This is a genomic window from Brachybacterium sp. NPDC056505 (assembly GCF_042794925.1).
Taxonomy (GTDB): domain Bacteria; phylum Actinomycetota; class Actinomycetes; order Actinomycetales; family Dermabacteraceae; genus Brachybacterium; species Brachybacterium kimchii.
Genome location: NZ_JBHTSV010000001.1, coordinates 142,513 through 156,087, shown reverse-complemented (window position 1 = coordinate 156,087; position 13,575 = coordinate 142,513). Strand labels below are relative to the sequence as shown.

The 13,575-nt window shown below is 71.6% G+C and carries 13 protein-coding genes; 9 read left to right on the top strand and 4 right to left on the bottom strand.

All coding sequences use genetic code 11. The features are described from left to right. Positions 1–42 precede the first annotated feature (42 nt). The gene (locus tag ACFQ53_RS00745) at positions 43–1,479 is read right to left on the bottom strand and encodes an MFS transporter (protein WP_377853901.1); all 1,437 of its coding nucleotides are present in this window, start codon (positions 1,477–1,479) and stop codon (positions 43–45) included. 269 nt (positions 1,480–1,748) lie between these two features. Here ACFQ53_RS00745 and ACFQ53_RS00740 point away from each other — a divergent pair, with 269 nt between their 5' ends. The 6 genes from ACFQ53_RS00740 (at position 1,749) to ACFQ53_RS00715 (ending at position 7,317) form a co-directional block, all read left to right on the top strand. Beyond that, positions 1,749–3,008, top strand: a complete 1,260-nt coding sequence (locus ACFQ53_RS00740; RefSeq protein WP_377853898.1) for an MFS transporter — start codon at positions 1,749–1,751, stop codon at positions 3,006–3,008. Positions 3,009–3,040: 32 nt separating this feature from the next. After that, positions 3,041–3,742, top strand: coding sequence for a Pr6Pr family membrane protein (locus tag ACFQ53_RS00735; protein WP_377853895.1), 702 nt, complete (start codon positions 3,041–3,043; stop codon positions 3,740–3,742). 132 nt (positions 3,743–3,874) lie between these two features. After that, positions 3,875–5,035, top strand: coding sequence for a glycerol dehydrogenase (locus ACFQ53_RS00730; protein WP_377853892.1), 1,161 nt, complete (start codon positions 3,875–3,877; stop codon positions 5,033–5,035). Between the two features lie 254 nt (positions 5,036–5,289). Beyond that, positions 5,290–5,577, top strand: coding sequence for a DUF1540 domain-containing protein (locus ACFQ53_RS00725; protein WP_377853889.1), 288 nt, complete (start codon positions 5,290–5,292; stop codon positions 5,575–5,577). A 188-nt stretch (positions 5,578–5,765) separates the two neighbouring features. Continuing rightward, on the top strand, positions 5,766–6,395 hold the full coding sequence (locus ACFQ53_RS00720) for a plasmid pRiA4b ORF-3 family protein (RefSeq protein ID WP_377853886.1): 630 nt from the start codon (positions 5,766–5,768) through the stop codon (positions 6,393–6,395). A 130-nt stretch (positions 6,396–6,525) separates the two neighbouring features. Then, positions 6,526–7,317: an SDR family oxidoreductase gene (locus tag ACFQ53_RS00715; RefSeq protein WP_377853883.1), complete on the top strand. Its 792-nt coding sequence runs from the start codon at positions 6,526–6,528 to the stop codon at positions 7,315–7,317. A 113-nt stretch (positions 7,318–7,430) separates the two neighbouring features. On the opposite strand, the gene ACFQ53_RS00710 is transcribed toward ACFQ53_RS00715, so the two are convergent. Continuing rightward, positions 7,431–8,354 carry a VOC family protein gene (locus tag ACFQ53_RS00710; RefSeq protein WP_377853880.1) on the bottom strand — a complete coding sequence of 308 codons (924 nt, stop codon included), beginning with the start codon at positions 8,352–8,354 and terminating at the stop codon, positions 7,431–7,433. Between the two features lie 260 nt (positions 8,355–8,614). Further along, positions 8,615–9,196 (bottom strand): nucleoside deaminase, encoded by a 582-nt coding sequence (locus tag ACFQ53_RS00705; protein WP_377853878.1) that lies wholly within the window; start codon positions 9,194–9,196, stop codon positions 8,615–8,617. 315 nt (positions 9,197–9,511) lie between these two features. Between ACFQ53_RS00705 and ACFQ53_RS00700 the strand changes: the two genes are divergently transcribed. Then, complete coding sequence (locus ACFQ53_RS00700) at positions 9,512–10,192, top strand: GntR family transcriptional regulator (RefSeq protein WP_377853875.1); 681 nt, start codon at positions 9,512–9,514, stop codon at positions 10,190–10,192. 41 nt (positions 10,193–10,233) lie between these two features. Here ACFQ53_RS00700 and ACFQ53_RS00695 read toward each other — a convergent pair whose 3' ends face one another. Continuing rightward, positions 10,234–11,676: an aminotransferase class I/II-fold pyridoxal phosphate-dependent enzyme gene (locus tag ACFQ53_RS00695; protein ID WP_377853872.1), complete on the bottom strand. Its 1,443-nt coding sequence runs from the start codon at positions 11,674–11,676 to the stop codon at positions 10,234–10,236. 215 nt (positions 11,677–11,891) lie between these two features. Here ACFQ53_RS00695 and pdxS point away from each other — a divergent pair, with 215 nt between their 5' ends. Further along, the gene (pdxS, locus tag ACFQ53_RS00690; RefSeq protein WP_377853869.1) at positions 11,892–12,827 is read left to right on the top strand and encodes a pyridoxal 5'-phosphate synthase lyase subunit PdxS; all 936 of its coding nucleotides are present in this window, start codon (positions 11,892–11,894) and stop codon (positions 12,825–12,827) included. Beyond that, positions 12,824–13,510, top strand: coding sequence for a pyridoxal 5'-phosphate synthase glutaminase subunit PdxT (pdxT, locus tag ACFQ53_RS00685; RefSeq protein WP_377853866.1), 687 nt, complete (start codon positions 12,824–12,826; stop codon positions 13,508–13,510). Before pdxS ends, pdxT begins: the two co-directional genes overlap by 4 nt. The last annotated feature ends 65 nt before the right edge of the window (positions 13,511–13,575 follow it).

Here is a 13,575-nt window from a genome sequence, read left to right as displayed (position 1 = left end):
AGGCCCGGGGGCGAACTGCACCCCCGTCGTCCATGCCTGCGCCTATGCCTCGGACTCGCCCTTCAGCGCCGCCTCCTGCAGGTGCGCCGTCTCGGACTCCACGTAGCCGTAGACCTCCGGCAGGATGAACTTGGCGGAGAGGAAGCCGATCAGCGAGAGCACGGAGACGGCGAGGGTCGCGCCGACGGGTCCCCAGGCGGCCGTCATGACCGGGAAGACGAAGGCTCCGAAGAACGACGCCGCCTTCACGAACACGTAGCCGAAGCCCGATGCCGTGCCCTTGAAGCGCGGCGGGGCGACCATCGACACGATCGTCATGCCGTTCGAGGCGTCCCAGTAGTGGCCCCACATGAGCACGAGTGCGGCGATCACGATCAGCGGCTTGATGTCGGCCCCGAGCGCGAAGGCACCCGCGACCAGGCCGATGAACGCCATCCCGTAGCCGGCCATGGCGAGCCCGCGGTGGCCGAGCTTCGGCAGCACGATCGGGGCGGTGAAGCCGGAGACCGTCGCCACGCAGTAGATGAGCGCGGTGATGAGGTTGGTGCCGATGTAGCTCTCGGTGCCGTCGCCGCTGGTGCTCACGCCCACGCCGGCGACCACGAGGATCACCGGCAGGTAGAAGCCGAAGGCGGTGAACTCGGCGCCCTGCATGGCGTTGGAGATCCAGCCGAAGATCGTGCTGCGCTTCTTGATCGGGTCGGCCCACATGACCTTGAGGAAGTCGCTGACCTTCACACGGGGCAGCTCGACGTCCTCGTCCGGCAGCATCTCCAGCGGATCCCCGAACAGCTTCTCGGAGGACTGCTTGGCCTGCCGGAAGCGCCCGCGCTGGACCAGCGAGAGCGGGGTCTCGGGGAGGTTCACGCGGGAGATGAGCAGGATGATCGCAGGGATCGCGCCGAGCGCGAGGCCCACGCGCCAGAGGATCTCGTGGGGCATGCCGGTCGCGTACATGATCGTGACGATGACGATCGCAGCGACCTCGCCCAGGCCGAACATGAACTGCCAGCGGCTGCCCATCTGCTCGCGCTTGCCCTTGGGCATCGACTCCATGATGTAGGCGTAGCCGTTCGAGATGTCGCTGCCCAGCGGGATGCCGATGAGGAAGCGGATGATGATCAGGTCCCAGATGTTCTGGGAGAAGCCCTGGATGACCGCCAGCACGATGAACAGCGCCATCGTCAGCAGGAAGACCTTCTTGCGGCCCAGGCGGTCCGCCACGTAGCCGCCGATCAGCGCGCCCACCAGGGCGCCGCCCTGGACGGCCGCCGTGGCCAGGCCCAGCTGGATCGCCGTCGGCTCGTACTCGTTCTTGATGAAGATCAACAGGAACGAGATCGCATACAGGTCCCACGCCTCGATGAGGATCGTCGAGATCATCATCCAGCCGCCGCGGGTCGAGGACCCCGTGCCCGGCTTGTTCTGCAGCCTGATGGTGGCCATGTCGGAGAGCTCTCGCACGCGCGATGCGTCCATCTCTGCCCCTCTTCCACGTCGTCGTGCCGGGGCGGGTCGTCCCGGAATCCAGGGGCCAACTGAAGCCCCGCAGGGGCTCGCGCGTCAAGCGGCGGCACGAGATCTGGACGGGATCCGGGCGCGGGTCGTGCACCTCGGCTCGACTGCGGTCCCTCGGCCCGACCATCCAGTGACCCCCTCATGACCTGGGCGTGCGGAGCGGACTAGGGTGATCTGCGGTCGGCGCTCGCCCTCGTCGGCACTCCTCACATCAGCCCCCACCCCAGGAGATGATCCGCACGACCGCCACCGCACCCCGGCGCTTCGCGGCCCTGCGCGACGGGCACTCGCGCCCCTATCTGTTCACCGCGGGGCTCTCGATGATGGGCGACAACATCGAGCACGTCATCACCTACTGGGTGCTGTGGAACCAGTTCCACTCCCCCGGCCTGGTGGGCTTCGAGGTGATCAGCCACTGGCTGCCGTTCCTGCTGCTCTCGGTGTGGTTCGGTGGGCTCGCCGAGCGCTTCGACTGCCGGCGCATCATCCAGATCGCCCAGGGGCTTTTCGCGTTCGTGTCCCTGGCCTGGGGCGTCCTCTTCCTCACGGGCACGCTCGAGATGTGGCACGCGTGCGTGCTGCTGGTCCTGCACGGTTGCGCGGGCGCCCTGTGGGCCCCTGCCGAGCAGCTCCTGCTCCACGACTTCGCCGAGCCCGAGGACCTCCCCGGCGCGGTGCGCCTGAATGCGACCTTCCGCAGCCTCGGCGTGCTCGCCGGTCCCGTGGTCGGCTCGGTGCTGATGCTCGTGCTCGGGCCGACATGGGGCATCTTCGCGAACGTCCTGTTCTACCTGCCGATGACCCTGCTCATGCTGCGCACCCCCTTCACGGGCCACACCCGCAGCGGCTTCGTGCGCCGCGAGCGCCTGAGCATCCTGGACTCCTTCTCGGTGCTGCGCACGGTGCGCTCCGACACCGTGCTGATCGCGATGATCGTGCTCGCGGGCCTGGTCGCGGTGTGCGTCGGCTCCTCGCTGCAGGTCTCGATGCCGTCCTTCGCCGACGCTCTCGGCGCGGGCTCCGCGGGCCTCGGCTACGGCGTGCTGCTGTTCGCCAACGGCGCCGGCGGTGTCCTCGGAGGCTTCCTGCTCGAGGCCACCGGGATCGTGCGGCCCGACACCCGCGCGGCCGTCGTCGCGACCTTCCTCTTCGGGCTGACGACGGTGGTGGTCGCGACCACCTCGCACTACGCGATCGCGGTGATCGCCCTGGTCATCGGCGGCGTCGCGAACATGGCGGCGATGTCGATCGGCCAGGCCGTCGTGCAGCTGCGCGCCCCGATCGAGCAGCGCGGACGCGTGGTCGGTGTGTACAACATGATCGGCAGCGGCCTGCGCACAGGCAACGGTCTCACCCTCGCCCTGCTCGGCGCCGCGGTGGGCGTGACCGGTGCGGTGCTGGTGGGAGGGGTCGTCCTCGCGATCGGTTCGGTGCTGATCGCGGTGCTCGTGTGGGTCGGCTTCTCACGAGCCCGGCGCGCTCGGGGCTGAGGGGCGGTCGCCCTCGGGTGGACAATGCCTGTATGCCCAGCGCCGCGTCCGCTCCCCCGTCCACCTCGCTCGACGCCGGAGGTGCGACCACCACGCTCGGCGCGGCTCCGCGGATCCTCTGGGGGATCGTCGCGGTGTGCGCCGTGTTCGGGATGTGCGGCTCGTTCGTGCAGACCGTGGGCACCGCGCTCTCCCCGGCCGACGGGCCCGGCCTGATCGTGAGCGTCGTCCGCTACTTCTCCTACTTCACGATCCTCACGAACCTGTTCGTCGCCCTCGTCGCGGTCTCCCTCACCGTCGGCCGACGTCCGGGGCCGCTCCTGCGCGTGCTCACCCTCAACGCGGTCACGGGCATCGTGATCACCGGGGTCGTGAACTGGTTCCTGCTGCGGCCGGGCGCGGTGATCGCTCCCGGGATGCCGACGATCCTGGACACCGTCCAGCACATGCTGGTCCCGGTGCTCGCGCCGGTGGTGTGGCTGGTGATCGGCCCGCGGGGCCACGTGCACGCGCGCACCTTCGCCGCGAGCCTGGTCTTTCCGCTCGCCTACCTGGTCTGGACCCTCGTCCACGGGGCCGTGACCAGCTGGTACCCGTACCCGTTCATCGACGTCCCGCGCGTGGGCTACGCCAGCGCGCTCACCGTGGGCGGGCTGATCCTGGTGATCATGTGCGCCCTCGCGGCTCTCTGCTGGGCGTGGGAGAGGTGGCGGGCGCGGCGCGCACGCGTCTGAGCGGCCTCTCCCGGGCGCCTTCTCGGCCGACGAGAACCCCCGTTGCCCACCCCCTCGACCCGGGCGAAGACTCGGGGGTATCAGGGGCCCGCAGCGCAGGGCCCGACCGTCGGCCCGAAGGAGCGCCGTGCCATGCCCTCCACCACCTCGCCCTCACTCACCGTCCTCGCCAGCCCCAGCCGCTACGTCCAGGGGAAGGGGGCGCTCGACGAGCTCGGCACCCACCTCGCCCGGCTCGGCCGCAATCCGCTGATCGTCGCCGACGACACCGTGTGGGGCCTGTTCTCCCAGCAGGTCACCGATGCCCTCGCCACGACGGATCTTCCCGCCACGCGCGTGGGCTTCGAGCGGTTCGCGACGCCGGAGGCCGTGGACTCGCTGGTCGACGTGATCGCCGCGGGCGGGCACGACGTGATCGTGGGGCTCGGCGGCGGGTCGACGATCGACGCCGCGAAGGCCTCGGGCCACCTCGCGCGGGTCCGCTGGGCGAGCGTGCCCACGGCGGCCTCCTCCGATGCGCCGACGTCCTCGCTCGCCGTCATCTACACAGCCGACGGCGAGTTCGTCGAGTACCGCTTCTTCCCGCGCAACCCCGACCTGGTGCTCATCGACACCCAGGTCGTCGCGAACGCCCCCGTGCGCTTCCTCGCGGCCGGGATCGGAGATGCCCTGGCCACCTGGCTCGAGGCCCGCGCGACCCGCCGCGGCACGGCGGACGCGATGGCGGGCGGACGCCCCACCCGCGCCGGCACCGCGCTCGCGGAGCTCAGCTGGGACATCCTGTGGGAGAACGCGCTGCCGGCGCTCGACGCGGTCGCGGCGCACGTCGTCACGCCCGCCCTGGAGGCGGTGGTCGAGGCGAACACGCTGCTCTCGGGCCTGGGCTTCGAGTCCGGCGGCCTGGCCGCGGCGCACGCGATCCACAACGGGCTCACGGCCGCCCCGCAGACCCACGGCCTCACCCACGGCCAGAAGGTCACCATCGGATCCCTCGCGCAGCTGATCCTCGAGGGCGCCCCGACGGAGGAGACCGAGGACTTCATCGCCTTCACCACGCAGGTCGGACTGCCCAACACGCTCACCGAGATCGGACTGAGCCCGGAGGACCGCGACGAGATCGAGGCCGTCGCCGAGGCCGCGACCGTCGAGGGCGAGACGATCCATGCGATGCCCTTCCCGGTGACGGCGGACCAGGTCGTGGACGCTCTCATCGCGACCGAGGGCATCAGCCGTCGGGTCCGCTCCGAGCGCGGCCTGCCCGTGCCCGAGCTCTATACGGGCGGGGGCCACTGAGCCCAGGGGGACGCCCCCGAGGCCCGGCGGGGACCGCGGCGCTGGCCCGGCAGGGGCCGCGGTGCAGGCCCTCGGGGCGTTCGGCCGCGCACGCATTTACGAACCCCTTGGCTTTTAGAAAAGCAGAGGCTTTTCGAAATACCTCCGTCCCCTTAAGAGGTAAGGCAGGTATTCCTTTCTAGAATTCTGCGCAGAGTACGTCTATTCTTCCTGCAGAGCCCGCGATGTGGGCGCTGACCTGCACAGGAGGAGACATGACCGCCATCGAGATGCCGAAGGTGACCGAGTGCTCGGTCTCCGGATGCTCCTACAACCATGACGGCTGCACCGCATTCGCGGTGACGGTCGATGCCGATCACGACTGCGCGACGTTCATCCCCCTGGACACCAAGGGCGGCCTCTCGAAGGTCATCTCCCAGGTGGGCGCGTGCCAGCAGACCGACTGCGTGTTCAACAAGGACCTCGAGTGCTCGGCCGGTTCCGTGCGCATGGGTCCGGGCGCCGGCGCCGCCGCCGAGTGCCTCTCCTTCCAGCAGGCCTGAGCCGCTCCGTCCCCAGGCCTGAGCCCCACCCGCTTCCCCACCCCGTCGGCCCGTCACTCGCTCGAGCGGCGGGCCGACGCCGTGCCGAGGAAGGTCGCCGTGCCGCAGCGCGACGCGGGGCGACTCTGTGCCGCGGGACCTCGCGAGCTCCCCCGTCGATGTCCGTCGATCGGCCTACCGTGGGCCGCATGACGATCCTCGATCTCCGCGTGACCCTCGTCGACTGCGAGCCCGCCGTGTGGCGGGAGGTGCGTCTGCCCTCCGACGTGCTGCTCACCGATCTGCACCACGTGCTGCAGATCGCGATGGGCTGGGAGGACACGCATCGGCACGGCTTCGGGCGCGGCGAGAGCTACTGGACGGCGAGCGCGCGCTGGCTCCTCGAGCCGGAGTCCGAGGAAGCCGAGGAGCGCGGCGTGACCCTCGAGGACGCCCTCGGCGATGGCGCCGTCCTGACCTATCTGTACGACATGGGGGACGACTGGGAGCATCGCGTCGCGGTCGCCGGCACGAGCGAGGGCACCAGCGAGACCGCCGAACTGCTGGGCGGCGAGGGCGCCTGCCCGCCCGAGGACTCCGGTGGGATCTTCGGCTTCGCCGAGCTGGTCGCAGCGCTGCGCCGGGTGCAGGCGGGCGAGGAGCCCGACGGCTGGGACGCCGACCGTCTGCACCACCTCGTGGGCGACGGCGACGCCCAGGAGCTGGCCACGAAGCTGCTGGACTTCGACGACGTGGCGGTGCGCGCGGAGCTCGAGGGCGCCCCGATCACGGAGCTCGGCTCCCTGCGCGACCAGGACCAGGACCCGCACTTCCCCTGAGGTCGACCCCCTTCGATGTCGCTGTGTGAGGTCTCGAGCCCCTGTACGCGTTGAGACCTCACCCAGCGACATCGAAGAGCCCGGCCCCGTCCCAGCCCGCGCACTCCCCCGTCGGCGTAGCCTCGCGAGCATGACCGACGCGACCAGCACCCCCGCCCCCACCCGGATCGCCCTCATCACGGGCGCCAACAAGGGCATCGGCTTCGAGACGGCCCGGCAGCTGGGGCGCCTCGGTTTCACCGTGCTGCTCGGCGCACGCGACGAGGAGCGCGGGCGCACCGCCGAGGAGAGCCTGCGCGACGAGGGCATCGACGCCCGCGCCGTCCGCCTCGACGTCACCGACGAGAACTCCGTGCGCGCGGCCGAGCAATGGGCCTCCGCCCGCTTCGACCACCTCGACGCCCTGGTCAACAACGCGGGCGTGCCCAGCGTCGGCGGGCATCGGGCCGCACCGAGCGACACCTCGATCCAGGACATGCGCTCGGTCTACGAGATCAACGTGTTCGGGGTGGTGCGCGTGACCAACGCGTTCCTGCCGCTGCTGCGCAATGCCCCCGCGGCGCGCATCGTGAACGTCTCCAGCGAGATCGGCTCGATGGACGCGACCGTGAACCCGGGGTCCCCGGTGAGCGGCACGCCCGCCTCGATCCAGTACCCGAGCTCGAAGGCGGCGGTGAACATGATGACCGTGCAGTACGCCAAGGAGCTGCGGGACACCCCGATCAAGGTCAACGCCGCGAACCCGGGCTTCACCGACACCGACTTCACCCAGCACCGCGGGATCCGCCCGGTCGAGCAGGGCGCCGCGCCCAGCGTGCACCTCGCGACCCTCCCCGAGGACGGCCCGAGCGGCGTGCTCTGGGGGCACCTGTGGACCACGGAGGGCGACGGCGACGGCGGCTACGGCATCCTGCCCTGGTGACAGGCGCCTGAGCGGGCCGACGCCGACGGGTCGCAAGCGGGCGACGGTCCGCCACCGGGCGACGGACCGCCGGAGGCCGACGGGCCCGAGGACGGGGCCCGTCGGTCCTCCACTCAGCGGCGGAGCAGCTCCTCGGCGCTGGTGCCGGGCACGGCGAGGCTGACCTGCGTGCCCCAGGGGTCGTGGACGACGACGCGATGGGACTCGTCGGCGTACTCGATGCCCGCGCGCCGCAGGCGGGCCACGAGCGCGTCGAGGTCCTCGCGGCCGGGCACGGTGATCGCGACGTCGCCGAGCCCGAGGGTCGCGGCGCGCGGTCCGGCGCCGGCGCTGTTCCACACGCTCATCGCCACGTGGTGGTGGTAGCCGCCGGCGGAGGCGAAGAGGGCGCCGGGGTGGTTGCCGACGGTGGTCTCGAAGCCGAGGGCGTCGATGTAGAAGCGTCGGGCGGTGGGCACGTCCCCGACCTGCAGGTGCACGTGTCCGACCTTGCCCGCCCGCGAGGGACCGGCGGCGACGACGTCCTGGTCCAGGTGCGCGGTGAGGTAGGCGTTGGGCTCCAGGTAGAGCGAGTCCATCTGCACCTCGCCGCCCAGCCACGTCCACTGGTCGCGCGGACGGTCGATGTAGAGCTCGATCCCGTTGCCCTCGGGATCGGTGAAGTAGAAGGCCTCGGAGACCAGGTGGTCGGCCGAGCCCACGTACCGGCTGCGCGGATCGGAGGCGGCCCGGGCGACGGTCGCCGCGAGGGACGCCTGGTCCTCGAAGAGGAACGCGGTGTGGAACAGGCCCGCGGCGCGCGGGTCGACGGCGGGCAGGCCGGGCGTGCCGATGAGGCGGATCATCGGGACCTGGCCGCGACCGAGCACCCGGTGCACCTCGGTGCCGCGGGTGCGCTCCTCCATCGGCTCGAGCGCGAGCGCGTTGGCGTAGTAGGAGGCCATGTTCTCGAGATCGCCCACGCGCAGCGTGACGGCGTCCATCCCGGTCTCAGGGTTCAGGTGCAGCTCATCGGTCACGGACGCGGTCGCGGTCATGGCTCTCTCCTTCGTCGTCGGCTTCAGCCTCGCGGCCGCCCCTCCCGGGTGCGACGTGTGTTGTTGAAGATTCATCTATAGTGTGCCCGTCCCCTTACCCGCTGGCAAGGACGGGTGCGTCACAGCGTGCAGGGGCGCCAGGAGACCACGAGGTGCGTGACAGCAGACGGGCGGCGTGGTCACAGGGAAGACCCGTAGGCGGCAGGTCACGTGGTCGTCGTCGGGTGGGCCTCGGCGTCAGATCCGCTGACGCGCCTTCTTCACTCCCCGCGCGCGTTGTAGACGAGGGAGCCCGAGGCGCCGAAGTCGCGCAGCACCTGCAGTGACTGCGCATGGCGCACACCGGTGGTGACGTCGATGCCGCGCGCGGAGAGCTGCTCGACCCAGTCGGCGACCATCGGCCCCTCGTCGAATCCGGTGGCCGCCTCGACCTCGGGACCGTCGGCCCCGATCACGAGTGAACGCACGCCGCTCCACAGCACCGCGCCGAAGCACTGCACGCAGGGGCGGGCGTTGACGACGAGCCGGCGACGCGCGCCGCCGGCACCGAGATCCCAGCTGCCTGTTCGCTGCTGGGCGAGGGAGAGCGCGGTGACCTCCGCATGCAGAGCGCTGAGCCCGGTGCGCGGCACGAGGTTCACGCCCACGGAGACCAGAGTCCCGTCCTCTTCGACCACCAGCGCGGCGAACGGGCCGCCGTCGCCCGAGCGCCAGGTGAGGTCGGCCAGTTCGTCGGCCACGCCCATCTGCTCCTCGACGGTGGGGAGCACGGTCGGCAGCTCCTCGATGCGGGTGACGAGCCACCGCGGGAGCTCCACGTGCAGCGTCGTGACCAGGTCCATCGCGGGCTCCTCTCGAGGCGGCGGGCCGCTGACCGGGCTCCTGCCGGCAGTGTGCGCTCATCGTACGAGGCCGGGGGCGGGGACGGGGAGGCTCCGAACTCGATCCGCCACGGAATTTGTGCACCACCTGAGCGCGCAGATCGCGAGTACGTATCCCGTTGTTCGCTTTTGGAACCTGCCGGCTTACACTTCTCCATGTCTGATCCACTCGCGCTGAACCCGGCATTGTTCGGATACACTTTTCGGAGCAGTGCGTCCCTGCCAGATCCGCACTCCCGTCCACCCCGTCCCCATCCACTCACGAGAGGCAGCGACATGGCCGCCCGGAACGACCGCGAGAGCGTCTTCACGACGCTGCGCAGCGAGATTCTCGAGGGCGACCTCGCCCCTGGCACTCCCCTGCGGGAAATGGCTCTGGCCAGCCGTTTCGAGGTCTCCCGCACGCCTGTTCGCGATGCCCTGTCGCGGCTCGAGCAGGCAGGGCTGGCCGTGCGCGCGGCGCGCGGGCTCGAGGTGCGAGGGGTGGATCCGCAGGCACTCCTGCAGGCGCATGACGCGCGCATCCCGCTGGAGGAGCAGATCGCCGGCGATGCCGCCGTGCATCGCACGGTGCAGGACGTGCTGCGGCTCGAGGCCCTCCTGGACCGGGACCGCGCGCTCGAGGACTACGACCCCGCTGAGCTCGCACGCCGCGATCTCGCCGCTCATCGGGCGTTGTGGACCGCCGCGCAGAACCCGGTGCTCAGCGAGCTGCTCGAGGCCCTGGCGGTCCACCTGGCGCCAGGCGCGAGCGCACTGCTCGAGGTGCAGGGACGCTGGGAGGACTCCCTGGCCTCGCGCACCGAGATGCTGCGGGCCGTCGGCGATCGCGATCCTTCAGCAGCGCGCGCGATCGCTCGATCGCGCCACGAGGCCGATCGCGAGGCTCGTCTGCAGCTGCTGCGCGAAGCCACGATCGCCGAGGCCGAGCGGACCGGGGACGGTCCCCGCACCTGACACGGCCCTCGCAGCCGACCTGACGCGGACGACAGTCCAGGTCAGGCGCCCTCGCGCACTTCGTCGACCGAGGCGACAAGATCGTTCGCGAACGCCTTCGCCTCCGCGTCGTCGAGGTCGTGCACGGTGATCCGCAGGTGCTCATCGGCCGACGCTCCGTCGCGCCTGGCCGTCGGCCCGTCGTCGACCCCGAGGTCGAACTCGGCGCCGGTGCGCACGAGCCATCCGCGGCGCATCAGGCGCTCGGAGACGGCGCGTGCGTCGACCCCGCAGCCCACCCACAGACTCATGCCGTCCTGCGCGGGGACCTCGAGCCCGCGCATGCGCAGCAGCTCGCGCATCCCGGCGCTGCGCTCGGCGTAGTGCTCGGCGGCGCGATCGATGAGGGCGCGGGAGCCCTCGTCGGAGAGGAGGGCGTGGGCGATGCGCTGCAGGAGGTGACTGACCCAGGTGGTGCCGGGGCTCAGCCGCAGGGCGAGGCGCGCGGCGGTGCGCTCGTCGGAGGCGACCAGGGCGAGGCACAGATCGGGACCGAGGAACTTCGAGACCGAGCGGACCAGGGCCCAGCGCTCGTGCCCGGGGCCGACGATGGAGCGGAACGGGCCGCGGGCGAGCATCGAGTAGTAGTCGTCCTCGATGACCAGCACGAACGGGTGGTCGACCAGCACCGTGCGCAGCTGCTCGGCGCGGCGCGCGCTGAGCGAGGCCCCGGTGGGGTTCTGGGCGCGCGGGGTGCAGACGATCGCCCGGACCCCCGCCTCGAGCGCAGCACGCAGGCCCTCGACGGTCATGCCCTCGTCGTCGACGGGGATCCCCATGGGCCGGTAGCCGCCCAGGCGCACGGTCTGGATGCTCGCGAGGAAGCAGGGGTCCTCGAGGCCCACGGCGTCGTCGCGCTCGAGGACCTGGGCGAGCAGACGCTCGATCGCATCGACGGCGCCGCCGGTGACGGTGATGTGCCCGGTGGACGGGACGTCCGGCTCCATCCACTGACGCGCCCACGCCCCGAGGTCGGCGTCGACCACGGGCTCGCCGTACAGCACGGGCCGGCCTGTGACGGCGCGCAGCGCCTGGGAGGGATCGGGGATGAAGCGCGGGGCGGGGTTGCCGCTCGCGACGTCGCGCAGGGGACCCGCCGGGGCGGCGCCCTCCTGGGGGATGCGGGCACGCCCGGCGATGCGGGTGCCGGCGCGACCCTGGGCGACCACGATGCCCGCGCGGGAGAGCCGGCGATAGGCGGCGACGGCGGTGTTGCGGTTGACCCCCCGCTGCTCGGCCAGGGCGCGGACCGGCGGGAGCGCATCGCCGGCTCCCAGCACGCCGCGCTCGACGAGTCCGCGCACGCTGTCGGCGATCTCGAGGGCGGTGGATCCGGTGATGCCGGCGGTCGACGCGGCGCTCGATGCAGCGGTCGATGCGGTGGTCGATGCGGTGGTGGGGGCGCTGTCCTGCGCGTTCATCGTCTGCTGCTCGCCGTCGTCCACGCTCGGCAGTCTAGGCGGCGGACCGTCGGCCGAACGACGCTCGATGAACGACCCGGGCCGTGCTACGTTTTGGCCTAGGTCATAGTTCGCGCGGCGCGTGCGCCACCACTCGTCACGGGCACCTGGCATTTTGCACTGCCGCCGCGCACCACCACCTGGCACCACCACCCGCTGCACCCATCCACGCTCGCACCGATGCACCCCGAGGAGTCGCCATGAGCGCACCCGCATCCACCACCCCTGCCACCAGCGCCGACGCCGTGCAGAAGCCCGCCGCGGGCACCGTCCGCGTCAAGCGCGGCCTCGCCGAGATGCTCAAGGGCGGCGTGATCATGGACGTCGTCGACGCCGAGCAGGCGAGGATCGCGCAGGACGCGGGCGCCGTCGCGGTGATGGCCCTCGAGCGCGTGCCCGCCGACATCCGCGCGCAGGGCGGCGTCGCCCGCATGAGCGACCCGCAGCTCATCGAGCAGATCCGGCAGGCCGTGACGATCCCCGTGATGGCGAAGGCCCGCATCGGGCACTTCGTCGAGGCGCAGATCCTCCAGGAGCTGGGCGTGGACTACGTGGACGAGTCCGAGGTCCTCTCCCCCGCCGACCACGCCCACCACATCGCCAAGCAGGACTTCACCGTGCCGTTCGTGTGCGGGGCGACGAACCTGGGCGAGGCCCTGCGGCGCATCGCCGAGGGCGCCGCGATGATCCGCTCCAAGGGCGAGGCCGGCACAGGCGACGTCTCCGAGGCGACCCGCCACATCCGCACCATCCGCGCCGAGATCCGCCGCCTGTCCTCCCTTCCCGAGGAGGAGCTCTACGTCGCCGCGAAGGAGCTGCAGGCCCCGTACCCGCTGGTCGCGGAGGTTGCGGCGACCGGGACATTGCCCGTCGTCCTCTTCACCGCCGGCGGGATCGCCACGCCGGCCGACGCCGCGATGATGATGCAGCTCGGGGCCGACGGCGTCTTCGTCGGCTCGGGCATCTTCACCTCCGGCGACCCCGCGAAGCGCGCCGCGGCCATCGTGCAGGCGACCACCTTCCACGACGATCCCTCCGTGGTCGCCGACGTCTCGCGCGGGCTCGGCAAGGCGATGGTCGGCATCAGCGTCGCGGACCTCCCGGCGCCACATCGTCTGGCCGAGCGCGGCTGGTGAGCTCCGAGGCGACCGACGGAGCGCGCGGGGAGATCCCAGTGCCGGAGCTGCGCGTCGGGGTCCTCGCCCTGCAGGGCGACGTGCGCGAGCACGAGGCCGTGCTGCGGGGGCTGGGCGCCCACGTGGTGCGCGTGCGTCGGCCGACGGATCTCGACCGCTTGGACGCGCTCGTGCTGCCGGGGGGCGAGTCCAGCGTCATCGACCGCCTCTCCCGCCTCACGAACCTGCGCGACCCGCTGCGGGAGCGCATCCGCGACGGCCTCCCGGTGTTCGGCACCTGCGCGGGTCTCATCCTGCTCGCCGATCGGATCCTCGATGCCGCACCGGGCCAGGAGACGCTCGGCGGCCTCGACGTGCTGGTGCGCCGCAACGCCTTCGGCACCCAGACCGACTCCTTCGAGACCGCCCTGGTCACGCCCGCGTTCGATGGGCCGCCCGTGCGCAGCGCCTTCATCCGCGCTCCGCTCGTCGAGGAGCTCGGCGAGAGAGTCGAGGTGCTCGCGTCCCTGCCCGACGGCCGCGTGGTCGGAGTGCGCCAGGGCGCTCGCATCGGCCTGGCCTTCCACCCGGAGGTCAGCGGCGAGGACCGCTTCCATCGCCTCCTGCTCGAGGCGGCGCGGGGACGAGCAGACGACAGCGCGATGGGGCGGACGCCCCGACACATGCCACGCGTGCGCAGCTAGCCTGAGCACCACGGCCCCGTGCCTGCGATCGGCCCCGTCGGGTGCCGCGGGATGCGAGAAGGCCG